The organism is Microbacterium sp. SWDP-B6 (assembly GCF_059803615.1).
The window spans coordinates 427,995-450,969 of record NZ_JAPFGV010000001.1 but is presented as its reverse complement, the minus strand read 5'-3'; the positions used below and the strand labels follow the sequence as shown (position 1 = coordinate 450,969).

Annotated in this window: 24 protein-coding genes and 4 tRNA genes; 13 read left to right on the top strand and 15 right to left on the bottom strand. The window is 67.3% G+C overall.

The features are described from left to right. Positions 1-58 precede the first annotated feature (58 nt). Positions 59-661 (bottom strand): pyridoxal 5'-phosphate synthase glutaminase subunit PdxT, encoded by a 603-nt coding sequence (gene pdxT, locus OPU70_RS02300; RefSeq protein ID WP_042540275.1) that lies wholly within the window; start codon positions 659-661, stop codon positions 59-61. Further along, the gene (pdxS, locus tag OPU70_RS02295) at positions 651-1,544 is read right to left on the bottom strand and encodes a pyridoxal 5'-phosphate synthase lyase subunit PdxS (RefSeq protein ID WP_311878870.1); all 894 of its coding nucleotides are present in this window, start codon (positions 1,542-1,544) and stop codon (positions 651-653) included. The genes pdxT and pdxS overlap by 11 nt, the downstream gene beginning before the upstream one ends. Before the next feature lie 112 nt (positions 1,545-1,656). Here pdxS and OPU70_RS02290 point away from each other — a divergent pair, with 112 nt between their 5' ends. Continuing rightward, complete coding sequence (locus OPU70_RS02290; RefSeq protein WP_042540271.1) at positions 1,657-2,964, top strand: aminotransferase class I/II-fold pyridoxal phosphate-dependent enzyme; 1,308 nt, start codon at positions 1,657-1,659, stop codon at positions 2,962-2,964. Positions 2,965-3,010: 46 nt separating this feature from the next. Continuing rightward, positions 3,011-3,862 (top strand): pyridoxal kinase PdxY, encoded by an 852-nt coding sequence (gene pdxY / locus OPU70_RS02285; RefSeq protein ID WP_042540269.1) that lies wholly within the window; start codon positions 3,011-3,013, stop codon positions 3,860-3,862. A 6-nt stretch (positions 3,863-3,868) separates the two neighbouring features. On the opposite strand, the gene OPU70_RS02280 is transcribed toward pdxY, so the two are convergent. The 5 genes from OPU70_RS02280 to OPU70_RS02260 are packed head-to-tail and all read right to left on the bottom strand — an operon-like array spanning position 3,869 to position 8,707. Next, the gene (locus OPU70_RS02280; protein ID WP_498557071.1) at positions 3,869-4,417 is read right to left on the bottom strand and encodes an HIT family protein; all 549 of its coding nucleotides are present in this window, start codon (positions 4,415-4,417) and stop codon (positions 3,869-3,871) included. Continuing rightward, a complete protein-coding gene (gene thrS / locus OPU70_RS02275) occupies positions 4,414-6,414 on the bottom strand; it encodes a threonine--tRNA ligase (RefSeq protein WP_367820140.1) in 2,001 nt (666 codons plus the stop codon). Before thrS ends, OPU70_RS02280 begins: the two co-directional genes overlap by 4 nt. Positions 6,415-6,460: 46 nt before the next feature. Then, positions 6,461-6,820, bottom strand: coding sequence for a YnfA family protein (locus tag OPU70_RS02270; protein ID WP_498557070.1), 360 nt, complete (start codon positions 6,818-6,820; stop codon positions 6,461-6,463). A 43-nt stretch (positions 6,821-6,863) separates the two neighbouring features. After that, on the bottom strand, positions 6,864-7,553 hold the full coding sequence (locus OPU70_RS02265; protein ID WP_079112834.1) for a response regulator transcription factor: 690 nt from the start codon (positions 7,551-7,553) through the stop codon (positions 6,864-6,866). After that, positions 7,550-8,707, bottom strand: a complete 1,158-nt coding sequence (locus tag OPU70_RS02260; protein ID WP_498557069.1) for a sensor histidine kinase — start codon at positions 8,705-8,707, stop codon at positions 7,550-7,552. The genes OPU70_RS02265 and OPU70_RS02260 overlap by 4 nt, the downstream gene beginning before the upstream one ends. 177 nt (positions 8,708-8,884) lie before the next feature. Between OPU70_RS02260 and OPU70_RS02255 the strand changes: the two genes are divergently transcribed. From OPU70_RS02255 to OPU70_RS02245, 3 genes are all read left to right on the top strand, one after another. Continuing rightward, complete coding sequence (locus OPU70_RS02255; protein WP_498557068.1) at positions 8,885-9,835, top strand: alpha/beta hydrolase; 951 nt, start codon at positions 8,885-8,887, stop codon at positions 9,833-9,835. A gap of 63 nt (positions 9,836-9,898) precedes the next feature. After that, on the top strand, positions 9,899-10,318 hold the full coding sequence (locus tag OPU70_RS02250; RefSeq protein WP_052492931.1) for a DoxX family protein: 420 nt from the start codon (positions 9,899-9,901) through the stop codon (positions 10,316-10,318). Positions 10,319-10,374: 56 nt separating this feature from the next. Continuing rightward, on the top strand, positions 10,375-11,721 hold the full coding sequence (locus tag OPU70_RS02245) for a cryptochrome/photolyase family protein (RefSeq protein WP_079112837.1): 1,347 nt from the start codon (positions 10,375-10,377) through the stop codon (positions 11,719-11,721). Between the two features lie 183 nt (positions 11,722-11,904). Here the strand turns inward: OPU70_RS02245 and OPU70_RS02240 are convergent. The 3 genes from OPU70_RS02240 to OPU70_RS02230 all read right to left on the bottom strand — a co-directional run bounded on the left by OPU70_RS02240 (position 11,905) and on the right by OPU70_RS02230 (position 12,196). Next, positions 11,905-11,976, bottom strand: a tRNA-Val gene (locus tag OPU70_RS02240). Positions 11,977-11,999: 23 nt separating this feature from the next. Next, positions 12,000-12,070, bottom strand: a tRNA-Cys gene (locus OPU70_RS02235). 53 nt (positions 12,071-12,123) lie between these two features. Beyond that, positions 12,124-12,196 (bottom strand) — tRNA-Gly (locus OPU70_RS02230). A gap of 152 nt (positions 12,197-12,348) precedes the next feature. Between OPU70_RS02230 and OPU70_RS02225 the strand changes: the two genes are divergently transcribed. Both OPU70_RS02225 and OPU70_RS02220 read left to right on the top strand, forming a co-directional pair. Further along, positions 12,349-12,424: transfer RNA gene (locus OPU70_RS02225), tRNA-Val, on the top strand. A gap of 246 nt (positions 12,425-12,670) precedes the next feature. After that, positions 12,671-13,093, top strand: a complete 423-nt coding sequence (locus OPU70_RS02220; RefSeq protein ID WP_498557067.1) for a GIY-YIG nuclease family protein — start codon at positions 12,671-12,673, stop codon at positions 13,091-13,093. 50 nt (positions 13,094-13,143) lie between these two features. On the opposite strand, the gene OPU70_RS02215 is transcribed toward OPU70_RS02220, so the two are convergent. Further along, complete coding sequence (locus OPU70_RS02215; RefSeq protein ID WP_042540254.1) at positions 13,144-13,527, bottom strand: SPW repeat domain-containing protein; 384 nt, start codon at positions 13,525-13,527, stop codon at positions 13,144-13,146. 96 nt (positions 13,528-13,623) lie between these two features. On the opposite strand from OPU70_RS02215, the gene OPU70_RS02210 reads away from it, so the two are divergent. Next, positions 13,624-14,322 (top strand): Pr6Pr family membrane protein, encoded by a 699-nt coding sequence (locus OPU70_RS02210; RefSeq protein WP_197066001.1) that lies wholly within the window; start codon positions 13,624-13,626, stop codon positions 14,320-14,322. On the opposite strand, the gene OPU70_RS02205 is transcribed toward OPU70_RS02210, so the two are convergent. The 3 genes from OPU70_RS02205 to zapE all read right to left on the bottom strand — a co-directional run bounded on the left by OPU70_RS02205 (position 14,268) and on the right by zapE (position 17,270). After that, positions 14,268-14,846: a type II toxin-antitoxin system PemK/MazF family toxin gene (locus tag OPU70_RS02205; RefSeq protein ID WP_079112860.1), complete on the bottom strand. Its 579-nt coding sequence runs from the start codon at positions 14,844-14,846 to the stop codon at positions 14,268-14,270. The genes OPU70_RS02210 and OPU70_RS02205 overlap by 55 nt on opposite strands. A 20-nt stretch (positions 14,847-14,866) precedes the next feature. Then, positions 14,867-16,105 carry an ammonium transporter gene (locus OPU70_RS02200; protein ID WP_042540252.1) on the bottom strand — a complete coding sequence of 413 codons (1,239 nt, stop codon included), beginning with the start codon at positions 16,103-16,105 and terminating at the stop codon, positions 14,867-14,869. A 115-nt stretch (positions 16,106-16,220) separates the two neighbouring features. Continuing rightward, positions 16,221-17,270: a cell division protein ZapE gene (zapE, locus tag OPU70_RS02195; RefSeq protein WP_079112861.1), complete on the bottom strand. Its 1,050-nt coding sequence runs from the start codon at positions 17,268-17,270 to the stop codon at positions 16,221-16,223. A gap of 145 nt (positions 17,271-17,415) precedes the next feature. Between zapE and OPU70_RS02190 the strand changes: the two genes are divergently transcribed. After that, the gene (locus OPU70_RS02190) at positions 17,416-18,309 is read left to right on the top strand and encodes a sulfurtransferase (RefSeq protein ID WP_042540247.1); all 894 of its coding nucleotides are present in this window, start codon (positions 17,416-17,418) and stop codon (positions 18,307-18,309) included. A 19-nt stretch (positions 18,310-18,328) separates the two neighbouring features. Beyond that, positions 18,329-18,760: a SufE family protein gene (locus OPU70_RS02185; protein ID WP_056377665.1), complete on the top strand. Its 432-nt coding sequence runs from the start codon at positions 18,329-18,331 to the stop codon at positions 18,758-18,760. On the opposite strand, the gene OPU70_RS02180 is transcribed toward OPU70_RS02185, so the two are convergent. Next, complete coding sequence (locus OPU70_RS02180; RefSeq protein WP_498557066.1) at positions 18,744-19,898, bottom strand: alpha/beta hydrolase family protein; 1,155 nt, start codon at positions 19,896-19,898, stop codon at positions 18,744-18,746. The genes OPU70_RS02185 and OPU70_RS02180 overlap by 17 nt on opposite strands. Before the next feature lie 25 nt (positions 19,899-19,923). On the opposite strand from OPU70_RS02180, the gene OPU70_RS02175 reads away from it, so the two are divergent. The 3 genes from OPU70_RS02175 (at position 19,924) to OPU70_RS02165 (ending at position 22,970) form a co-directional block, all read left to right on the top strand. Continuing rightward, positions 19,924-20,505, top strand: coding sequence for a DUF3000 domain-containing protein (locus OPU70_RS02175; RefSeq protein ID WP_042540241.1), 582 nt, complete (start codon positions 19,924-19,926; stop codon positions 20,503-20,505). After that, a complete protein-coding gene (locus tag OPU70_RS02170) occupies positions 20,498-21,691 on the top strand; it encodes a ribonuclease D (RefSeq protein WP_042540239.1) in 1,194 nt (397 codons plus the stop codon). Before OPU70_RS02175 ends, OPU70_RS02170 begins: the two co-directional genes overlap by 8 nt. A 73-nt stretch (positions 21,692-21,764) precedes the next feature. Then, positions 21,765-22,970 (top strand): thiolase family protein, encoded by a 1,206-nt coding sequence (locus tag OPU70_RS02165; protein ID WP_498557065.1) that lies wholly within the window; start codon positions 21,765-21,767, stop codon positions 22,968-22,970. Positions 22,971-22,975: the final 5 nt, after the last annotated feature.

The window sequence follows — 22,975 nt, the reverse complement described above, 5'->3', positions numbered from 1 at the left end:
CGACCTGGGACCACGGCCTGTCATGCTCTGGTGCATGGCGGGTCGCCATGGATCGATGTCATCGACCGCTGCGATCTCGGACCCGCTCGAGGAACATCTCGTGGAAGCGCGTCTCACCGTCGACCTCGGGATGAAAACTGGTGCCGAGCAGCGACCCATGCTGCACCGCGACGATCCCGCCGTCGGGCAGCGTGGCGAGTACTTCCACATCAGGACCGACCCGCTCCACGATCGGAGCGCGGATGAAGGTCGCGTGCACAGGGGGCTCGCCGAGCACCGGAACCTCGAGCGACATCTCGAACGACTCCGTCTGACGCCCGAAGGCATTGCGGCGGACGGCGATGTCCATACCGCCGAACGACTGCTGTCCGTCGATGCCGTCGAGCACCTCGTCTGCGAGGAGGATCAGCCCCGCACATGTTCCATACGCGGGAAGCCCGGCGCTGATCGCGGCACGGATCGGCTCCTGCATCCCGAAGGTGCGCGAGAGCTTGTCGATCACGCTGGACTCGCCACCGGGGATCACGAGGCCGCTCACGGCGGCGAGCTCCTCGGGGCGCCGCACGAGGACGACGTCGGCACCGAGCCCGGCCAGCAGGGCGGCGTGCTCACGCACGTCGCCCTGCAGGGCCAGCACGCCGACTGCGGGTCTACCAGCCACGCTCGGCCAGGCGGTGCGGTGCGGGGAGGTCGGAGACGTTGATGCCGACCATCGCCTCTCCGAGGCCGCGCGAGGCCTCGGCGATGACCTTCGCGTCATCGAAGAACGTGGTCGCCTTGACGATCGCCTTCGCGCGCTCGACGGGGTTGCCCGACTTGAAGATCCCGGAGCCGACGAACACGCCGTCCGCGCCCAGCTGCATCATCATGGCGGCATCCGCAGGCGTGGCCACGCCGCCGGCGACGAAGAGCACGACGGGGAGCTTGCCCGTCTCGGCGATCTCGGCGACGAGCTCGTACGGCGCCTGCAGCTCCTTGGCGGCGACGAACAGCTCGTCCTTGGGCAGCGCGGTGAGCGCGGCGATCTCGCCGCGGATCTTGCGGATGTGCTTCATCGCCTCGGAGACATCGCCGGTGCCGGCCTCGCCCTTGGAACGGATCATGGCCGCACCCTCGTTGATCCGGCGGAGTGCCTCACCGAGGTTCGTGGCACCGCAGACGAACGGCACGTCGAAGCCGTGCTTGTCGATGTGGTTCACGTAGTCGGCGGGCGACAGCACCTCGGACTCGTCGATGTAGTCGACGCCGAGCTCCTGCAGCACCTGCGCCTCGACGAAGTGACCGATCCGGGCCTTGGCCATCACGGGGATCGAGACCGAGGCGATGATGCTGTCGATCATGTCGGGGTCGCTCATCCGCGACACTCCGCCCTGGGCGCGGATGTCGGCGGGAACCCGTTCGAGGGCCATCACGGCGACGGCGCCGGCGTCCTCGGCGATCTTCGCCTGATCTGCGGTGACGACGTCCATGATCACCCCGCCCTTGAGCATCTCGGCGAGACCGCGCTTGACGCGCGAGGATCCGGTGGTGGGCTGTTCGGTCATGAGAGCTCCTGTCGGGGAAGCACGATGTGCATGGGTGTCGAACGATGTCTCGTTTGATCTAGGCCAAACAGTAGCACTGTCCGGAACGACCTAGAATCGGAGGTGAGGACACATGAGCGACCAGATCACGGGAACCACCGCAGCGGACATCGCCGACAGCGTGCGCGGGCTGCGCGACCGCGGAGTCCTGCGTGCAGGCAGCCCTCTTCCGCCTGTCCGCGAGCTGGCGGCGACTCTCGGCGTCAACCGCAACACCGCCGTCGCCGCCTACCGACAGCTCGCCCAGGCGGGGATCGTCATCTCGCGCGGTCGCGCCGGCACGGTCATCACGGGTCTCGAGGCCGTCGCCCAGGAGGGATACGCGTCCGACACGGTGCTGCGCGACGTCGGCACCGGCAACCCCGATCCCCGGCTGATCCCCGATCCGTCGCAGGCGCTCGCCACGGTCGCCGGGCGACCCGTGCTCTATGGAGAACCCGTCATCGACCGCGGTCTCGACGAATGGGCGCGCGAGTGGATCGCCGGCGACATCGGCCACCTCGACTTCGGCATCACCGTGACCAGCGGGGCTGTCGACGCCGTGGAGCGCCTTCTCGCTCAAGCGCTGATGCGCGACGACGCCGTCGCGCTCGAGGACCCCTGCTTCCTCGCCAGCATCCACACGGTGCGCCTCGGGGGGTACCGTGCGATCCCCGTGCCCGTCGATGACCAGGGCATGACGGTCCAGGGGCTGCGTGAGGCGCTGGATGCCGGCGTCCGCGCAGTGATCTGCACTCCCCGTGCACAGAACCCGACCGGTGCGAGCCTCACTGCCGCCCGGGCCGCCGAGTTGCGCGCCGTGCTCGCTGACCACCCGTATGTGCTGATCATCGAAGACGACCATTTCTCGATGCTGTCCCATCGGCCGTACGAGTCCCTCATCGGACCCGAGCACCGCCGGTTCGCCCTTGTGCGCTCGGTCTCGAAATTCCTCGGACCCGACATGTGCCTCGCGATCGCCGCGACGGACGCGACGACGGCCGAGCGCCTCGCCATGCGGCTCAGCCCGGGCACCACGTGGGTCAGCCACCTGCTGCAGCGCCTCACTCTGACCCAGCTCACCGATGACGCTGTCGTCTCACGGATCGCCGAGGCCCGAGAGCATTACGCCGCGAGGAACGCGGCCTTCGCGGATCGTCTGCGGGAACAGGGACTCGACTCCCCCGCCACCGACGGACTGAGCCTGTGGGTGCGGCTGCCGAAACCGGCGAGGGTCGTCGCCGAGCGACTGATGCGACGTGGCTGGCTGGCGCGCACGGGAGACGACTTCGCCCTCGACGAGCGGGCCGAGCCCTCACACCACCTGCGCCTCACCGTTCATGACCTGTCAGAAGACGACGCGGAGACGCTCGTCGCCGACCTCGTCGCAGCCGTGCGATGAACACCCGCCGCGGGACCCCTCCCGCCCTCACTGAAAGGATCGGAGAATGAAGATCCTCTCCATCCAGTCCGCCGTCGCGTACGGCCATGTCGGAAACTCCGCCGCAGTCTTCCCTCTGCAGCGGATCGGCGTCGAGGTGCTCCCGGTCTACACGGTGAACTTCTCGAACCACACCGGCTACGGCGCCTGGCGCGGCCCGTTGATCGATCCGAACGACGTGCGTGAGGTCATCACAGGCATCGAGGAACGCGGGGTCTTCGGGGAGATCGATGCGGTGCTCAGCGGGTATCAGGGCGGCGAGGGCATCGGAGACGTGATCATCGACGCCGTCGCGCGGGTCAAGGCCGCCAACCCCGACGCCGTGTACGCGTGCGACCCGGTCATGGGCAACGCGAAGTCCGGATGCTTCGTCGCACCGGCCATCCCGATCCTCCTGCGCGAGAAGGTCGTGCCGGCTGCCGACATCATCACGCCGAACCAGTTCGAGCTCGGCTTCCTCACTGACACCGAGCCCGACACGCTGGAGTCCACTCTGACGTCGGTCGACCTGGCGATGGCGATGGGACCGCGCACGGTGCTCGTCACGAGCGTCGAGCGCCCCGACCGCGAAGAGGGCACCATCGAGATGCTCGTCGCCGACCCGACCGGCGCCTGGATCGTGCAGACGCCACGCCTGCCGATGAAGGCCAACGGCTCGGGTGACGTGACCGCGGCCCTGTTCACGGCGCACTACGTCGCGACGGGCGATGCCAAGACGGCGCTCGAGCGCACGGCATCGAGTGTGTTCGACCTGCTCGCGGCGACCCTCGAGTCCGGTGCGCGCGAACTGCAGCTCGTCGAGGCGCAGGAGTTCTACGCGAACCCGCGCATGCAGTTCACCGCGCGTCAGGTGCGCTGACCCGCGCTAGGCCTTCGGCCAGGCGTCTGCCACAGCCTCGCGTACCTCGCCGAGCAGCTGTGGCAGCGCCTTGGTCTTCGCGATGATCGGGAAGAAGTTGGCGTCCGACGTCCACCGCGGCACGATGTGCTGGTGCAGGTGTCCGTCGACGCCGGCGCCCGCGACGGCGCCCTGGTTCATCCCGAGGTTGAAGCCGTCGCAGCGAGACACCTCTCGGAGTACGCGCATGCCCATCTGGGTCAGCGCACCGATCTCGGCGACCTCTTCGGGCGTCGCCTGGTCGTAGGTCGCGATGTGGCGATACGGGCAGACCAGAAGGTGCCCCGAGTTGTAGGGGAACAGGTTGAGAAGCACGTAGGCCGTCTCGCCCCGTGCCACGATGAGCCGCTCGGCATCCGGGAACTTCGGAGCCTCGCAGAACGGGCACTCCTCGCGCAGCGGCTCCGGGCCCGCCTGGATGTACGCCATCCGGTGCGGGGTCCACAGCCGCTGGAACTCGTCGGGGGCGCCGGCGAATTCGCCGGCGTCCTCCCACGGCTCGGAGGGCGTCGTCACGCCAGGTCCCCTGCTGTCTGCACGAGAGCGTGCGCGTCGATCGCGGCACGGATGCGAGAGACGGCGTCGGCGATCGGCACGCCGTTCTCCTGCGTGCCGTCGCGATAGCGGAACGAGACGGTGCCCGCCTCGCGGTCCTTCTCCCCCGCGATCAGCAGCAGCGGAACCTTGCCGGTCGTGTGCGTGCGGATTTTCTTCTGCATCCGGTCGTCGGAGGTGTCGAGCTCAGCCCGCACTCCCTGCGTCCGGAGGGTGTCGACGACCTCGCCGAGGTAGTCGGCGAACTCGTCTGCGACGGGGATGCCGACGACCTGCACCGGCGACAGCCACACCGGGAAGTCACCGGCGTAGTGCTCGAGAAGGATCGCGAAGAACCGCTCGATCGACCCGAACAGCGCACGGTGGATCATGATCGGCCGCTTCTTCTGGCCGTCCTTGTCCATGTACTCGAGCTCGAAGCGCTCGGGCAGGTTGGGGTCGACCTGCACGGTCGACAGCTGCCAGGTGCGGCCGATCGCGTCGCGCGTCTTGAGGTCGATCTTGGGGCCGTAGAAGGCAGCCTCGCCCGGAACCTCGGTGAGCTTCAGACCGGATGCCACAGCGACGCGACGCAGAGCATCGGTCGACGACTCCCAGAACTCGTCCGAGCCGATCCACTTGGACTTCTCGTCGTCCTTCATCGACAGCTCGAGCTCGAAGTCGGTCAGGCCGAAGTCGCGGAGCATCGACAGGATGAACTCGAGGACCTTGGAGACCTCGCCCTCGAGCTGGTCCGGCGTCACGAAGAGGTGCGAATCGTCCTGGGTGAAGCCGCGCACGCGAGTGAGGCCGTGCAGTGCACCGGACAGCTCGTTGCGATACACGGTGCCGTTCTCGGCGAAGCGCAGCGGCAGGTCGCGGTAGCTGCGTGCCCGCTCCTTGTAGATGAGGATGTGCATCGGGCAGTTCATGGGCTTCAGGTAGTAGTCCTGGCCCTGCTTGGTGATGTTTCCCTCGTCGTCGCGCTCCTCGTCCATCACGATCGGCGGGTACATGCCCTCCTTGTACGTGACGAGGTGGTTCGAGGTGAGGAAGAGGTCTTCCTTCGAGATGTGCGGGGTGTACACGTACGTGTAGCCGCCCTCGATGTGCCGCCTGCGCGCGTGCTGCTCCATCTCGCCGCGGACGATGCCACCGCGAGGGTGCCAGACCGAGAGGCCCGAGCCGATCTCCTCGGGGAACGAGAACAGGTCGAGCTCCTTGCCCAGTCGACGGTGGTCGCGCTTCGCGGCCTCCTCGAGACGGTGCTGGTACTCGCGCAGCTCGTCCTTCGACGGCCACGCCGTGCCGTAGATGCGCTGCAGCTGCGGGTTCTTCTCACTGCCGCGCCAGTAGGCGGCGGCGATGCGGGTGAGGTCCCAGCCGTTCCCGATCATGCGGGTGTTGGGCAGGTGCGGCCCGCGGCACAGGTCCTTCCAGACGACCTCGCCGTCGCGGGTCGTGTTGTCGTAGATCGTGAGTTCGCCCTCGCCGACTTCGACGGACGCGCCCTCTGCCGCCTCCTTGCCGCCCTTGAGACCGATGAGCTCCAGCTTGAAGGGCTCGTCGGCGAGCTCGGCTCGTGCCTCGTCGTCGGTGACGACACGGCGCACGAAACGCTGGCCCTCACGCACGATGCGCTGCATCTCTTTCGTGATCGCCTTGATGTCCTCGGGGGTGAACGGCGTCTCGACGCCGAAGTCGTAGTAGAAGCCGTCGGTGATGGGCGGACCGATGCCGAGGTTCGCCTGCGGGTTGATCCGCTGCACCGCCTGCGCGAGAACATGCGCCGCTGAGTGTCGGAGGATGTTGAGTCCGTCAGGGCTGTCGATCGTGACCGGCTCGACCTCGTCGGCATCCGTCACTGTCGCGGCGAGGTCCTTGAGGGTTCCGTTGACGCGCATCGCGACGACTGAACGGTCAGAGAACAGGGCGAAGCCGTCTTTCGGCTGAGCATTTTCAGGCACTGCACACTCCATCTGGGTCTGGATCTAGGCTACTCGCATGCCCGGGGCCGATTGACCGCTACAGTCCCGTCTCCGACGAGGTGTCCGCCGCCGCCGGCGCGAGGATGATGATCGCCGCGCCGACCAGCGCGATCGCGGATCCGACCCAGTCCCAGAGCGTCGGCTTGAAGCCGTCGACGATGATCCCCCACGCCAGGGATCCGGCGATGAACACGCCGCCGTATGACGCCAGCACACGCCCGAAGTTCGCGTCGGGCTGGAGCGCCGCGATGAACCCGTATGCGCCGAGGGCCATGACCCCGAGAACCGCGAACACCCAGCCTCTGTTCTCCTTCACAGCCTGCCAGATCAGCCAGGCTCCCCCGATCTCGGCGACGGCGGCGAGCACGAACAGGATGCTGATGCGCAGGACGGTCATGATCCCAGTGTGGCGCAGGGCTTGTCACGCCTGACGATGCGGATCAGGCACCGGCCACGACGAGTCCGGTCTCGTAGGCGAGGATGACGAGCTGCGCCCTGTCGCGTGCTCCCGCCTTCGACATGATCCGGTTCACGTGGGTCTTCGCGGTGTGCGGCGAGATCGTGAGCCCCGCGGCGATCTCGTGATTGGCGAGGCCTTCGGCGACAAGCACGAGCACCTCGCGCTCGCGCGGAGTCAGGAGAGCGAGGGCGGTGGTCCATCGTGCGGCGGGGTCTGATCCGCCGCGTCGGATGGAGCGCTCGATCAGTGCACGCGTGGCCATCGACGACAGCAGGGCTTCCCCGTCGTGGACGGTGCGCACAGCCCGGACGATCTCGTCGGGTTCCGCGCCTTTGCCGATGAAGCCGCTCGCCCCCGCGCGAAGTGCGGCGACGACGTTCTCGTCCTCTTCGAACGTCGTCAGGATCAGCACTCGCGGCTGAGCCGCCGAGTCGTTCTGGACGGCTGAGTCGTTCTGAGCGCAGATGAGCGCGGTGGCGGCGATTCCGTCGAGCTCCGGCATCCTGATGTCCATCAGCACGACGTCCGGTGCGGCCGTCTTCGCCAGACGCACGGCGTCGTGTCCGTTCGATGCCTCCCCCGCGACCACGAGGCCACCGTCGATGAGGATGTCCCGCACGGCATGTCGCACGAGAGGCTGGTCGTCGACCACGAGCACCGAGACGGTCATGGCGTATCGACGCCCTCGACCGGGATCCACGCCTCCAGCGAGAAGACACCTCGGTCGCTGCCGAAGTGTGCCGCTCCACGCACCGCTGCGAGCCGCTCCTGGATGCCACGGAGTCCGTTGCCGGGGGCCGGCGACGCAGGTGCGACGTTTCTGGTCGGGTTCACGATCGTCAGGTGCAGGGCCGCGCTCTCGATGCGCAGTGCCACGGTGGCTGTGCCTCCGAGGCCGTGCTTGTGGGCGTTCGTGAGTGCCTCCTGCAGCACGAGATACGCCGCGTGGTCGCTCGCGGGCGAGAGCACGAACCCGTCGTCCTGGCGCCGCAGATCGACTCGGAGCCCACCTCGTCGAAAACCGTCGATCAGGGTGTCCAGCTGGGCCAGCCCGCTCTGCGGCCGGCGGTCTTCGGGGTCGTCGAGAGCATCGGAGCGAAGCAGCGACATGAGGCCGCCGATGTCGCTGAGCACAGTGCGAGATGCACTGCGCACCGTGGTGAGAGCCTCCCTGGCGCGCTCCGGCCTGCTGTCGAGCGCCGACGAGGCGACACCGGCGTTCAGGCTGATCACCGCGATCTGATGCGCGACGACATCGTGGAGGTCTCGGGCGATGCGCACCCGCTCCTCAGCGACGCGTCTGCGCGCCTCGTCATCGCGGTTCCGCTCGGCGCGCTCCGCGCGCTCGATCATCGCGGCGGCGAATTCCCGCCGAGATCTGGCCGCGTCTCCGAGTGCACCGCCGAGGACGACGAGCAGGACGAACTGCAGCGCGGTCGAGTCGAGAAGATCCCCCGCAAGGGCCCAGCCGTTCGAGAGGAAGACCACCACGACCGAGACTGCGACCGCGATCAGTCCGATGCCGCGTCCGCGTCGATCCATGGCGGAGTAGCAGCCGATCGCTGCGGCGAGGAGCGCGCTCGGTGAGATGGTGCCTGCGGCGGCAGACGCGACGGCGCACAGCAGACTGATCGCCAGCACCACGAGCGGCCAACGACGACGGAAGGGCATGACCGCAGCGGCGACGAGCGCCGGCACGAAGAGGAGTCCTCGCGCGCGGAAGGTGTCGTCGGGGAACGGCAGCAGTGCGAAGATCACGATCAGTGCGACGACGACGACATCGTTCAGTCGAATCCCGCCACGGGGTTCACGGGTCGTCGGCATGCATCCAGTATTTCGCGTCTCCGCGACGCCCGGATCCTCCCGCCGGATGACATCCGCATACCGCGAACGCGGTATGCGGATGTCCGTCGAGGGCTGACGCGCGGGTGTCCCGCGTTCGTCAGGCTGGAGAGCAGGCGCGCGCTCCTCCCGATCTCCGCGTGTGCCGGGAAGGCCACCGTGCGCAGATCCATCAAGAGAACCCTCGTCGTCCTGACCGCGATCGGCGGCGTTCTCGCGGTCGGTCTCACGACCACGACGATCGTGAATGCGGTAGCCACAGCCACCGAGCGCGACCGTGTCGAACCCTACGGTCAGACGGTGGTGGTCGACGGCCGCGAGATGAACGTCCTCGTCGCAGGAGAGGGCGCGACCGACATCGTGCTTCTCCCGGGCTTCGGCACGGCCTCGCCTGTGCTCGACTTCGCGCCGCTGGTGTCCGATCTGGCGGAAGATCACCGGGTGATCGTCGTCGAACCGTTCGGCTATGGTCTGAGCGACGGCACCGACACCGAGCGGACGACCGAGAACATCGTCGGCGAGATCCACGAGGCACTCCGGGTGCTGCAGGTCGACGAGTACGTGCTCATGGGGCACTCGATCGCCGGGATCTATGCGATCGAGTACGCCGAACGATACCCGGATGAGGTGACGGCCTTCGTCGGCATCGACACGAGCGTGCCGGGGCAGCCGAACATGGACACGGAGTTCCCCGTCGGGCTGTTGGGCGCGGCGAAGAGTCTGGGCCTGGTCCGAGTCATCACGAGCCTGACGGGCGATGACCTGGGCGGCCTCGACTACGGCGACGACGCGCGCGAGCAGATGGCGCTCCTCAGCAATCGGAACTCGCTCTCCCCCACCTATCTCGACGAGATGACGCACATCAGGACCAACTTCGCGGATGCCGCGGGCACCGGCTTTCCCGACCGACTCCCGCTCCTGCTGTTCGTGGTCGCCGACAACGCGGTCACTCCGAACTGGCTCGACCTGCACGAGCGCCAGGCCGCGGCCGTGGACGACGGAACCGTCATCCCCGTCGACGGCGAGCATTATCTGCATCACACGCACGCACCCGAGATCGCCGACGGGTTTCGCGAATGGGAGGGCGCCCGAATGCTCGGTTCCGGATGACCGGGCGTGGCGGCGCCCCGACGAACCGCATGCCCTCCGGAGCCGTCGGGGTAGCGTGAGCAGATGATCAGAGCACTGGCGCGTTGGATCCTCGCACTCGCACTCGGGGCGATAGGCATCGTCCATTTCGTGAGCACCCGGGGCTTCCGCGTCGTCGTGCCGGACTGGGCCACGAAGGCCACGCGCCTCGACAAGGACGCGATCGTGATCGCCTCGGGAGCAGCTGAGGTCGCTCTCGCCGTCGGGCTGCTCGCCCTCCCGAAGGAGAGACGCCGCATGGGCTTCGCGACTGCCGCGTTCTTCGTCGCCGTCTTCCCCGGGAACGTGCACCAGTGGCGAACCCGACGGTCGACGCCGGGTCTCGACACCGAGGCTCGTCGTTTCGGACGCCTCTTCCTCCAGCCGCTCCTGGTGCTGTGGGCTGTATGGTCGACCGCCGAGCCCGCTCCCGCGCGCAGGCGACCGGCGCGCCGTAGCCGCTGAGGTCCCAGGCGCGCAACCCCGCCCACCGGTTCGGACGCTCGGGTGAGAATGGTGCCATGGCCTCTCCCTCACTCGTCTGGCTCCGCGACGACCTTCGGCTCGCCGACAATCCGGCACTGAGGGCGGCGATCGATCGCGGCGAACCCCTGGTCATGCTGTACGTCCTCGACGAGGAGTCCCCCGGCATACGACCGCTGGGCGGTGCTGCGCGCTGGTGGCTGCACCATTCCCTCGCGTCGCTGAGCGAACGGGTGCAGGACCTCGGCGCATCGCTCATCCTCCGGCGTGGTCCGGCCGAGCGCGTCGTGCGCGAGACGGTCACCGACACCGGAGCCACAGCCGTGTTCTGGAACCGGCGCTACGGCGGTGCCGAACGTGACATCGACACGACCCTGAAGACGTCATTGCGCGACGACGGACTCGAGGTGACGTCCTTCCAGGCATCGCTGCTGCACGAGCCGTGGACGGTGAAGACCGGCAGCGGCACCCACTTCTCGGTGTTCACCCCTTTCTGGCGCGCCTGCCTCGCGCTTCCCACGCCCCGAGCGCCGCTCCCCGCACCGCGAAGCCTCGACGGGGTCGCCAGCGCGCCGGCCTCAGACGACCTCGACGACTGGAACCTGCTGCCCACCCGCCCTGACTGGGCCGGCGGACTGCGCGAGACCTGGGAGCCCGGCGAGCCCGCCGCGCGCGCCCGGCTGCGCTCCTTCCTGCACGAGGACATCGGGTCATATGACCGCGCCCGTGACGAGCCGTCGGCCGGTGCCACCTCTCTGCTTTCGCCTCGTCTCCGCTGGGGCGAGCTCAGCCCGTTCACCGTCTGGCAGGAGGCGGTCGACGCCGACGGCGCCGCAGGTTTTCTCTCGGAGCTCGGCTGGCGCGAGTTCGCCTGGCACACGACGTTCCACTCCCCCGACCTGGCGACCGTCAATCTGCGCCGTCAGTACGACGCGTTCCCGTGGCCGCCGCTCGATCCGGCGCAGCTCGAGGCGTGGCAGCATGGCGACACCGGCATCCCGCTGGTGGATGCGGGCATGCGGGAACTCTGGCACACCGGCTTCATGCACAATCGGGTGCGCATGGTCACGGCATCGTTCCTCGTGAAGAACCTGCTGATCGACTGGCGTCGCGGCGAGGAGTGGTTCTGGGACACGCTGGTCGATGCTGACGGCGCGAGCAACCCGTTCAACTGGCAGTGGGTGGCAGGGTCCGGCGCTGACGCCGCACCGTACTTCCGTGTCTTCAACCCCGAACTGCAGGCGAAGAAGTTCGACCCGAACGGTCTCTACATCTCGCAGTGGGCATCGGATGCTCCGTCGGAGCCGATCGTCGATCTCGCTGCGACACGCAAGGCTGCGCTCGCCGCCTACGACGTGGTCAAGCGGTCGTCACAGCCGACCTGATCGCAGTGTGAGCGGGCAGTTGCCCCGCTCCCGTCGCGTGGACACGGGTCGAGCTACGAAGCGGGCTGGAGGACCCTGCTCCGACGCTCATCACCGCCGAGTGAACGATCTCCTCGTCGGCTCGTTCGGCGAAAGATCACCCCGGAGAAACAAAAAACCCCCGGAAAACCGGGGGTTTCTCTGTGCGCGATACTGGGATCGAACCAGTGACCTCTTCCGTGTCAGGGAAGCGCGCTACCGCTGCGCCAATCGCGCCCGTTCGGGCTATTCAGTTACTGAGGTGGCGACGGGATTCGAACCCGTGTAAACGGCTTTGCAGGCCGGTGCCTAGCCGCTCGGCCACGCCACCGTGTGGATTGACCCCACGTGCGGAAGGCCTTCCGAAGAAGGCCCCTGCACTTGAGCGGATGACGAGACTCGAACTCGCGACCCCAACCTTGGCAAGGTTGTGCGCTACCAACTGCGCTACATCCGCGTTGTTCCCGGTTGTTGTCCCGGGCACTTATGAAACATTAGCCGATGATCGGCGACTGTCAAAACTCAAACCGAATCTCGCGCGTGTCTCCCAGCATGGTCAACTTCGCCTCCGACCGTCGGGTAGTATCGGTTGACGTACCCCACAGGTATGGGCGATTGGCGCAGTTGGTAGCGCGCTTCCTTCACACGGAAGAGGTCATCGGTTCGAGTCCGGTATCGCCCACCACAACCCCGCACACTCAGGTGTCGCGCGGTTTTTTCGCACCCATGAGCGGATCGTCGCCCGGCACAGGATGACCACTCTGCTCGACGACTTACTCTCGGGCGACCGCAGCCGCGGGATGCCGGCGGTGTGGGAGACCATCCACTCCCGGGATCTCGACCCGCTCGTCGCAGCGCTTCCAAGACTCCGGCTCGCTGCGGCGCAGCTAGGCGAGGTTCGACGTCGGTGGCTGCCGGTAGCGTGCCGACCGTGTCGGCCATCCAGCTACCCAGCCCCTGCTCGCTGTGCGGCCACGCGGAGGCAGTGCGCGTGGCAGCGGCGCTGATGTGCGCCTGGTGCGGATGGCGATACGGGGACTCGCCGGATCCCGGTCTGCCCAGGCCCGTGATCGAGGTGGTCTACTACATCCGCTATGACCGCCGAGTGAAGATCGGAACCAGCCGTCGCCCTCGGCAACGCCTCGCCAGCATCCGGCACGAAGAGCTCCTGGCCTTCGAGCGTGGCGGTCGGGAAGTCGAACAGGCGAAACATCGGGAGTTCGCGGAAGCCCGCGAGGGGGGCGAGTGGTTCACGCTCACCCCGATCCTGTCGGCGCACATTGCGGGGCTGCGCACTGAGGGCGAACCCTGGCAGCAGTACGCACGCTGGGTGAGCTCGGCGTTGCAGAACTGAAGCCCCGCACGGGGCCGACGTTCCGTGCGGGGCTTCAGAGTGCAGATGGATCAGGCGCGTGCTGTGGCCTTGACGCTCGCAGGCTGGGGCTGTGAGAACAGGACGACCAGGATCACGGCGACACCGACGACCACGTGCGGGAGCCACACGTTGGGCGCCTCGGTCGAGAAGCCGAAGATCCAGGGCGAGAGCGCCAGGAACAGGCTCGCGACGATGTCGAAGACGAGGTGGACGGGCATCGGGATGAAGCCGAAGGGGCCCCATTCGTACTTCGTGAACAGGCTGTAGACGATGAGGCCGACGCCGAGCACGATCGGGATGATCACGGCGGGACCGCCGACGTTTGCGAAGCCGAACAGCCACGGAGCAGCGATCAGCGCCACTCCGACGACGTAGTCGAGGATGCCATGGACCTTGGTGGGGATGAAACGCATGATGCCTCCTGTGATGTCGTCGCGTGCTGCGACTCACAGATGGTTCGCAGCGCTTCGCCGAACGGATTGCAGGAGTCCCGCTCGTACCCTGAACGGATGACGTCATTGCCGCCTGCCTCTCCTGGGATCGGAATCCTCCGTGTGCTCGTGGGCGGAGTGGTGGTCGAGATCCTGGTGTTCACGTATGTGATCGGAATTCCCCGTCAGGGAGCGAGTCTGGTCGACTACTTCGGCTACTTCACGAATCTGACGAGTCTGCTGACCGCTGGTGTCCTGATAGCGACGGGGCTGCTGACGATTCGCCGTCGCTCGATACCTGTACCGCTCACCAGCGCTCGTGCCGTGGCCGTTGCGTGCATGATCGTCGTGGGCGTCGTGTACAACGTGCTGGTACCGGGAACCGGAAGCGCGCCGGCCTGGGTGAGCCTCGCACTCCACACCCTGTTCCCCGTGCTGCTGGTATTCGACTGGGTGCTCATCGGCGATCGTGCTCCGATGCCGTGGCGACGCCTCTGGCTCGTGCTCCCGTACCCGGTCGCATGGCTGGGCGTCGTCTTGCTCAGGGGCATCACGGACGGCTGGGTGCCCTACGGATTCCTGCTGCCCGAGCGGGGCGGCATGTCTCTGACACTGCACGTCGCGGGACTCGTGGCGGCTCTCGTCGCATCCGGCTCGCTGGTGTGGACGCTCAGCAGAGTGCGCAGCTTCGGGACCCCGAGACGCTCGAAAGAGTCAGATGCTCACGCGCTCGCCCAGCCGTACCGACGCGCCAGCGCCGATGCGACCCGACCGTAACGAGAACGGTCGAGCACGGCCGCCTCGCGGCGCAGACCGCTCTCGTGCACGCTGTAGAGCTGCTCGATATCGACCCACGACTCGCGTCCTTGCGAGTCCCAGTCTCCGGAACCGATCGACAGATAGTCGCGGTCGCCGTCGTGGGCCTTGCTCGTCATTCGCACCGCGTAGACCCGATCCGCCGATTCGCGCCCGATCACGAGCACCGGACGGTCCTTGCCCCTGCCGTCGTTCTCCTCGTACGGCACCCAGGTCCAGATGATCTCTCCCGCGTCCGGTGCGCCGTCGCGGTCGGGCGCGTAGCCGATGCGGAGCTGCTCGATCCGGTCGGGGTCGACGCGCACCGTCTCCTTTCCCCGCGCGGGATTTCTCGAGCCGGATGCTGCGGAGCGCACCTCCTCGGACGTGCGCACACGCGAGACCGGGCGTCCCGGACGAGTGTTCGTCCGAGACGCCCGGTCAGATCCCAGTGCTGTGAAGAGGATCTCCGCGAGTCTTGCCAGGATGCCGTTCGAGTTGCTCACACGGTCACCCTAACGGGAGTTCAGGCGTCGGCCAGTGCGTATCCCTCCTCGCCGTGCACGACCTGGTCGACACCGGCGATCTCGTCTTCACTGGTGACGCGGAAGCCGATCGTCTTCTCGATCGCGAAGCCGATGATGAAGGCGACGACGAAGGAGTAGACCAGCACACCGAGAGCTGCGATCGCCTGGACGGCGAGCTGGCGTGCGTCGCCACCGACGAAGAGACCGGTTCCGGAGGCGAAGAAGCCGAGGTAGAGCGTTCCGATCAGGCCACCGACGAGGTGGATGCCGACGACGTCGAGCGAGTCATCGAAACCGAGGCGGAACTTCATCTCCACCGCGAGTGCGCACACGATGCCGGCGACGGCACCGAGCAGCAGCGACCACCCGGGGGTCAGGTTGGCGCAGGCGGGGGTGATGGCGACCAGACCGGCGACGGCACCCGACGCTGCACCCACCGACGTGGGCTTCCCGTCCTTGATCTTCTCGATCAGGATCCAGCCGAGGATCGCGGCCGCCGTAGCGCCGAGGGTGTTCAGACCGATGAGTCCGACGCCGCCCATGTCCTCTGCGAGCCACTCGGCACCGGCGTTGAAGCCGAACCAGCCGAACCACAGCAGAGCAGCACCGAGGAGGGTCAGCGGAACGTTGTGCGGCTTGAGGATGCCCTTCTGGAAGCCGATGCGCTTGCCGAGGACGATTGCGAGCGCGAGCGCGGCAGCACCCGCGTTGATGTGCACAGCGGTACCGCCGGCGTAGTCGATCACGCCGATGCCGCTGTCCTCACCGAAGAGCGTGGTGCCGAGGTTCATGATCCAACCGCCGCCCCAGACCCATGCGGCGACGGGGAAGTATCCGACCGTGGCGAAGACGCCGGCGAAGATCAGCCAGCTGCCGAACTTCGCACGGTCGGCGATGGCACCCGAGATGAGTGCGACGGTGATGATCGCGAAGGTCGCACCGTATGCGACTCCGAGAAGTGCGACGTTCGACCCCTCACCGGCCGCGAGGCTGGAGAGGCCGATGTCGGCGAAGGGGTTGCCTGCGAAGGCGGTGGGGCTGTCGACGGCGCTCATCGAGAACCCGAAGAGGATCCACAGAACGGCGACGAGGCCGATCGAGCCGAAGCTCATCATCATCATGCTGACGACGCTCTTGGCCTTGACGAGACCGCCGTAGAAGAAGGCGACGCCGGGCGTCATGAGCAGTACGAGGGCGGTCGCGGTGATCGCCCAGGAGATGTTGCCTGGAGCATCCATAGTCAAACCTCACATTCGGGAAACTGAGAGCTTCAGTGTGAGGCCGCCCGATTTCCGGAATGCGTGAGGTTTGTTGCGGCGGCGTTACAGAGACGCCGCGTGTGTGAACATCGCGTTACGCGACACTGCGATCCGCGTGTGTAAGTGCATTGAGTCTGGAGATAGCACGCAGGTATTTCTTGCGGTATCCGCCGCTCAGCATCTCCTCCGCGAACACCTGGTCGAGGCTCACACCGGTGGCGACGATCGGGATCTGCGCGTCGTACACACGGTCGACGAACGCGACGAAGCGCAGAGCCTCGGACTGGTCCGTCAGAACTCGCACGTCCTTCAGGCCCACGAGGTCGAGTCCTGCGATGATCCGGAGGTAGCGCGAGGGGTGCACGCGAGCCAGGTGACGGATCACATCGGCGAACGAGTCGTCTGATGCGATGCCCCGGCCGGCCCCATCCTCGATCGCGCGGTCGTACGCATCGTCATCGCTGACGACGGCGTGCCCGTCGAGAGCGCGCTGGCGGAAGTCCACGCCGTCGATGCGGATCGTCTGGAAGCTGTCCGACATCGCGTGGATCTCACGCAGGAAGTCCTGCGCGGCGAAGCGTCCCTCTCCCAGCGCGTTCGGCGGCGTGTTCGAGGTTGCGGCGAGCTTGGTGCCTGTCGGCACGAGTTCGCCGATCAGGCGCGTCATCACCATGGTGTCGCCCGGGTCGTCGAGCTCGAACTCGTCGATGCACAGCAGATCGGCGCCCTTGAGCAGGTCGACGGTGTTCTTGTATCCCAGCGCGCCGACCAGAGCCGTGTACTCGATGAACGAGCCGAAGTACTTCCTGCGCGCGGGCATCGCGTGATAGATCGAGGCCAGCAGGTGGGTCTTTCCGACGCCGAAGCCGCCGTCGAGATAGACGCCCGGCTTCGTCTCGGGCTCCTTCTTGGCTCGGCCGAAGAATCCACCGCGCTTCACAGGAGCGCCTCGTCCGGCGAAGCGGATCAGTGTCTCCTTCGCCTCTTCCTGAGACGGGTACGCCTCGTCGGCGCGATAGCTCTCGAACGTGGCGCCGTCGAACTGCGGCGGCGGCACGAGGCTGGCCAGCATCTCGGGACCGGTGACGGTCGGCTGTCGATCTGTCAGGTGCACGATGCCCGTGCGGGTGGGCGTGTCGGTCATCACGGTCCTGTATCGGGGGCGCACCTGTGTCGAAGTCTTACGAATCCGGTGCAGGGCGCGCGGCGTGGATCTATCGTCGAAGTATCGGCTCCACATTACGCCGTCACCCCTGCATCATCGCCGCTCACCGTCTGAGGAGATCCCTGTGGCCATCGAGTTCGACACCACTTCGTCCAAGTTCGCCGAGTATGCCGAGCCCGGCCGGCTCGTGACCACCGAGTGGCTGGCCGAGCGCCTCGGCACGCCCGGCCTTGTCGTCGTCGAATCCGACGAGGATGTGCTCCTCTACGAGACCGGTCACATCCCGGGCGCCGTGAAGGTCGACTGGCACACCGAGCTCAACGACCCGGTCGTCCGCGACTACGTCGATGGCGAGGGGTTCGCGAAGCTGCTCAGCAGCAAGGGCATCTCCCGCGACGACACGGTCGTGATCTACGGCGACAAGAACAACTGGTGGGCCGCCTACGCGCTCTGGGTCTTCTCGCTCTTCGGCCACGAGGACGTTCGACTGCTCGATGGCGGTCGCGATCGCTGGATCGCGGAGGGTCGAGAGATCACCCGCGACGCACCGCAGATCACACCGACGGAGTACCCCGTCGTCGAGCGCGATGACTCTGTGATCCGCGCCTACAAGGAAGATGTTCTCGCACACATCGGCAGCCCCCTGATCGACGTCCGCTCCCCCGAGGAGTACAGCGGTGAGCGCACCACCGCACCGGCGTACCCCGACGAGGGCGCTCTGCGCGCAGGCCACATCCCGACTGCTCAGAGCGTGCCGTGGGCCAAGGCGGTCGCAGAGGACGGCGGCTTCAAGTCGCGTGCCGAACTCGATGCGATCTACCGCGACGGCGCCGGGCTCACGGACGGCGACGACGTCGTCGCGTACTGCCGCATCGGTGAGCGCTCCAGCCACACCTGGTTCGTGCTCAGGCACCTGCTCGGCTTCGAGAACGTCCGCAACTACGACGGCTCGTGGACCGAGTGGGGCAGCGCGGTGCGCGTCCCGATCGTCACCGGATCGGAGCCCGGATCCCTCTGACCGTGGGAGGATGGCGGGGATGAGCAAGAGCGAACTTCCTGACACCCTCGCTGAGATCCGCGACGGATTCCTCGAGACCCCCGAAGCGGATCGTCTGCTGCTCCTGCTGGAGTACTCGGACGAGCTGCCCGAGGTCTCCGAGGAGGTCGCGAACCACCCGGAGATGTGCGAGCGCGTCGCGGAGTGCCAATCCCCCGTCTACATCTACGTCGAGGTGAATGACGGCGTGGTCACGATGCACGCGACGGCTCCGCCCGAGGCACCGACCACGCGCGGTTTCGCGAGCATTCTCGTGCAGGGCATCACCGGCCTCACTGCTGACGAGGTCCTGGCGATCCCCGACGACTACCCGCAGTCGATCGGGCTCACCAGAGCCGTGTCGCCCCTGCGCATCGGCGGCATGACGGGAATGCTCATGCGCGCGAAGAAGCAGGTCAGGCAGAAGCGCTGAAGCCCTGAGCGGCGAGCCATCCGGTGATGGCGTCGCTCCACCCGGTCTGGTCGTAGTTCCAGATCTTGGTGTGCCGAGCGCCCGAGAATGCCGGCATGGTGACGAGATCCGGGCGGGCCTGCTGCAGCGCGTGCGACGCGTCGGCCGGCACGAATCCGTCGTCATCGCTGTGCAGGATGAGAATGGGCACTTTCAGCTCATCCGCGCGCGCCACTATGTCAAGGCTGTCGAACGAGATCGCGTTCTCAGCGCCGCTGAGCCGCGCGGTCAGCGGAACGGACAGCGCGCTCATAGCCAGATCCGGCAGCGGCGCGCGCATTCCCGCCGCTCGCGCCTGGAAGCGCAGCACGCTGCGCCAGTCGATCACGGGCGACTCGAGGATCAGTCCGGCGATGCGGTCGCGGTTGCCCGAGTTCAGTGCGGTCTGCAGAGCGACCGCACCCCCCATCGACCATCCCATCAGGATCACGCGCTCAGCGCCGTGGCGCAGCGCGTACGAGACAGCGGCGTCCACATCGCGCCACTCGGCGGCCCCCAGCGCGTAGGAGCCGCTTCGGCTGCGTGGAGCCTCGCCGTCGTTCCGGTACGAGACGACGAGGTTCGGGAAGCCCGCCGCGTGCAGCACGGGGACTGCGCGAAGGCACTCGGCACGGGTGACTCCGCGGCCGTGCACCTGGACCACCCACGTCGACGACTCGCCGCGGAAGAGCCACGCGGGGCACGGACCCGCCGGTGACCCGATGAGCACGTTCTGCCATGGCAGGTGCAGCTCGCTGGGCGTCGAGTAGTACCAGCCGCTGAATCCCGCACTCCTGTCGACGCGGGCGCCGGGCTCGATCTGCGTGAGCAGCTTGCGCCGCACGGTCGTCGCGTCGGCGCTGAGCACCGCACCGAGCTTGACGTACCCATACGTGCCCGAGGTGAAGAGACCGTAACGCCCCGGCAGCTCGGTGTCTCGTGTTCGAGTGAGCTCGATCGTCTGCGCGCCGGTGTCGACCGCGAGGATCTCGACGTCGGCCGGTCGTTTCTTCGGAATCACGACCCGGCGGGCCACGCTGAAGACGAGCAGGGCCAGTGCCGTCCCGAGAGCGAGCAGTGCAGGGACAAGGAGCGCAACGGCGTGCCTGAGACTCTTCATCGCTTCCTGACTCTAGCCTGTTGCCGTGACCGCTCACCCCGATGCCGGGACGATCTTCGACGCCGCCGTGGCCGAACTGCGCGATATCGCCTTCCGCGCAGACATCACCATCCGCGAGATACCCACACCACAGGGCCTGGCTCCGCACGCCCTCGCGCTCGCCGCAGACGTCCGCCCAGACGACAGCGGAGAGTCCGCCTACGGCACCGGACGCTTCGTGCTGCTGCATGATCCCGACAACCCGGCAGCATGGGACGGCGACTGGCGAATCGTGATCTTCGCCCAGGCTCCGCTGGAGACGGAGATCGGCACCGATCCCCTGCTCGCCGATGTCACCTGGTCGTGGCTCGTCGACGCGCTCGACTCCAGGGGCGCCGGCTATCACTCCGAGTCCGGCACGTCGACCAAGACCCTCTCGAAGGGCTTCGGTGGCCTCGCCGTCGAAGGAGACGGCGCACAGATAGAGTTGAGGGCGTCCTGGACACCCGAGGGCCCCTTCGCACCCCATGTCGAGGCCTGGGTCGAACTGGTCGGGATGCTGGCGGGTCTTCCGCCGGGTTCCGAGGGCATCGCCGTTATCGGCGCGCGAAAGGCAGCACGTGACTGAATACTCCGTGATCTCCGACGTCTCGGAGTTCCGTGCAGCGTGCGCTGCACTGGCCGCAGGCACAGGCCCTGTCGCCGTCGACGTCGAGAGGGCATCCGGATTCCGCTATTCCCAGCGGGCGTATCTCGTGCAGGTCTTCCGCCGAGACGCGGGGGTCTTCCTCTTCGACCCCCCGGCGCTCGGCGACTTCAGCCCGCTGCAGGAGGCGATCGGCGATGTGCTCTGGGTCTTCCATGCAGCCAGCCAGGATCTCCCTTCGCTTCGCGAACTCGATCTGCTGCCACAGGAGATCTTCGACACCGAGCTCGCATCGCGTCTGCTGGGTCACGAACGAGTCGGTCTCGCTGCCGTCGTGGAGAACACGCTCGGCATCACCCTCAAGAAGGAGCACTCTGCGGCGGACTGGTCGACCAGACCGCTCCCCGCTGCCTGGCTCGAGTATGCGGCGCTCGATGTGCTGTACCTGATCGACGTCTATGAGGCGCTGAAGGCGGAGCTCGAAGAGCAGGGCAAGACCGCGTATGCCGCCGAGGAGTTCGCCGCCACGCTCACCCGACTCCCGAAGCCTCCGCGCGAAGACCCCTGGCGTCGCCTGAGCGGGCTCCACCAGGTGCGCGGTGCGCGCAACCTGGCCGTCGCGCGCTCGCTGTGGCAGGCTCGCGAGGCCTTCGCGCAGGATCAGGATGTCTCTCCGGGACGTCTGGTGCCGGATCGCTCACTGATCGCTGCGGTGCTCGCGAACCCGCAGAGCAAGCAGGCGCTGGCAGGCATCAAGGACTTCCAAGGTCGAGCGAGCCGTACGCAACTCGATCGCTGGTGGCAGGCGATGGTCGATGGACGCACCACGGAGGAGCTGCCCCGTGAGCGGGTTCCGAGCGACACGCTGCCGCCGCCTCGGGCATGGTCGGACCGCAATCCGGAGGCCGATGCGCGCCTCAAGGCCGCGCGCCCCGTCGTCGAGGCCACGGCTGAGGAGCTCGGAATGCCGACGGAGAACCTGCTCACCCCCGATCACCTCCGCCGGGTGGCCTGGGACGTGCCGGGAACGACGCCGGAAGCCATCGGCGACGCGCTCGCGGAGCTCGGTGCCCGCCCCTGGCAGATTGCACAGACTGCACAGAAGATCGCCGACGCCTTTGTAGAAGCCGCGCAAACACCCGACGAGCCCCCGTCGGACGCTTCGTAGGTTCGATCCAACCGATTCCTCCCCGTTTCCGGCCCTCCATAGACTGAGGCCACCGCACAAACTTGGAGGCAGAGTGGCCGAAATATCGGACGTCTTCTTCGTCGATGGAGTGCGCACCCCCTTCGGGCGCGCCGGCGAAAAAGGCATGTACTGGAACACCCGCGCTGATGACCTCGCTGTCAAGGCGACCATCGGCCTCATGGAGCGGAACGCAGCCGTCCCGGCCGACCGCATCGACGATGTCGCCATCGCCGCGACCAGTCAGACCGGAGACCAGGGTCTGACCCTCGGCCGTTCCGTGGCGATTCTCGCGGGGCTTCCGCAGACTGTGCCAGGACTTGCCGTCGAGCGCATGTGCGCCGGCGCGATGACCAGCGTCACGACCATGGGCGCGTCGATCGGCGTCGGCATGTACGACTTCGCTCTCGCCGGCGGTGTCGAGCACATGGGCCACCACCCGATCGGCGGCAACGCCGACCCCAACCCGCGATTCGTCGCCGAGCGCATGGTCGACCCCGGTGCCCTGAACATGGGCGTCACGGCGGAGCGCATCTTCGACCGCTTCCCGCACCTGACGAAGGAGCGCTCCGACCGGTTCGGCATGCTCAGCCAGCACAAGGTGCAGGCGGCCTACGACGCCGGAAAGATCCAGCCCGATCTCGTGTCGGTCGCGACCAAGGGCGCCGACGGCGCCTGGGGTCTCGCCACCGAGGACGAGGGTCGTCGTCCGCAGACCACGATGGACGACCTCGCCGCCCTGAAGACGCCCTTCCGCCCGCACGGTCGGGTGACGGCAGGAACCTCGTCGCCGCTCACCGACGGCGCGACGATGTCGCTGCTCGCCGGCGGCGGAGCCGTGAAGGAGTTCGGCCTCGCGCCGAAGATGCGCATGGTCTCGTTCGCCTTCGCCGGCGTTCAGCCCGAGATCATGGGAATCGGACCGATCCCCTCGACGGAGAAGGCCCTGAAGAAGGCCGGACTGACGATCGCCGACATCGGCCTGTTCGAGCTCAATGAGGCCTTCGCGATCCAGGTCATCTCGCTGCTCGATCACTTCGGCATCGCCGATGACGACCCCCGTGTCAACCAGTGGGGCGGCGCCATCGCACTCGGTCACCCCCTCGCGGCATCCGGTGCGCGTCTGATGATCCAGCTCGCGGCGCAGTTCGCCGAGCGCCCCGACGTGCGTTACGGCCTGACGGCCATGTGCGTCGGTCTCGGGCAGGGCGGCTCCGTCATCTGGGAGAACCCGCACTACGACGGCAAGAAGAGGAAGTAAGCCCG

What these genes read in the sequence shown, in the direction of transcription:
- OPU70_RS02215 (WP_042540254.1), bottom strand. Translation starts at nt 13,527, where the DNA reads ATGCGTTTCATCCCCACCAAGGTCCATGGCATCCTCGACTACGTCGTC.
- pdxY (WP_042540269.1), top strand. Translation starts at nt 3,011, where the DNA reads ATGAAGATCCTCTCCATCCAGTCCGCCGTCGCGTACGGCCATGTCGGA.
- OPU70_RS02200 (WP_042540252.1), bottom strand. Translation starts at nt 16,105, where the DNA reads ATGGATGCTCCAGGCAACATCTCCTGGGCGATCACCGCGACCGCCCTC.
- OPU70_RS02265 (WP_079112834.1), bottom strand. Translation starts at nt 7,553, where the DNA reads ATGACCGTCTCGGTGCTCGTGGTCGACGACCAGCCTCTCGTGCGACAT.
- zapE (WP_079112861.1), bottom strand. Translation starts at nt 17,270, where the DNA reads ATGACCGACACGCCCACCCGCACGGGCATCGTGCACCTGACAGATCGA.
- OPU70_RS02180 (WP_498557066.1), bottom strand. Translation starts at nt 19,898, where the DNA reads ATGAAGAGTCTCAGGCACGCCGTTGCGCTCCTTGTCCCTGCACTGCTC.
- OPU70_RS02210 (WP_197066001.1), top strand. Translation starts at nt 13,624, where the DNA reads ATGACGTCATTGCCGCCTGCCTCTCCTGGGATCGGAATCCTCCGTGTG.
- thrS (WP_367820140.1), bottom strand. Translation starts at nt 6,414, where the DNA reads ATGGAGTGTGCAGTGCCTGAAAATGCTCAGCCGAAAGACGGCTTCGCC.
- pdxS (WP_311878870.1), bottom strand. Translation starts at nt 1,544, where the DNA reads ATGACCGAACAGCCCACCACCGGATCCTCGCGCGTCAAGCGCGGTCTC.
- OPU70_RS02245 (WP_079112837.1), top strand. Translation starts at nt 10,375, where the DNA reads ATGGCCTCTCCCTCACTCGTCTGGCTCCGCGACGACCTTCGGCTCGCC.
- OPU70_RS02260 (WP_498557069.1), bottom strand. Translation starts at nt 8,707, where the DNA reads ATGCCGACGACCCGTGAACCCCGTGGCGGGATTCGACTGAACGATGTC.
- OPU70_RS02270 (WP_498557070.1), bottom strand. Translation starts at nt 6,820, where the DNA reads ATGACCGTCCTGCGCATCAGCATCCTGTTCGTGCTCGCCGCCGTCGCC.
- OPU70_RS02185 (WP_056377665.1), top strand. Translation starts at nt 18,329, where the DNA reads ATGAGCAAGAGCGAACTTCCTGACACCCTCGCTGAGATCCGCGACGGA.
- OPU70_RS02290 (WP_042540271.1), top strand. Translation starts at nt 1,657, where the DNA reads ATGAGCGACCAGATCACGGGAACCACCGCAGCGGACATCGCCGACAGC.
- OPU70_RS02250 (WP_052492931.1), top strand. Translation starts at nt 9,899, where the DNA reads ATGATCAGAGCACTGGCGCGTTGGATCCTCGCACTCGCACTCGGGGCG.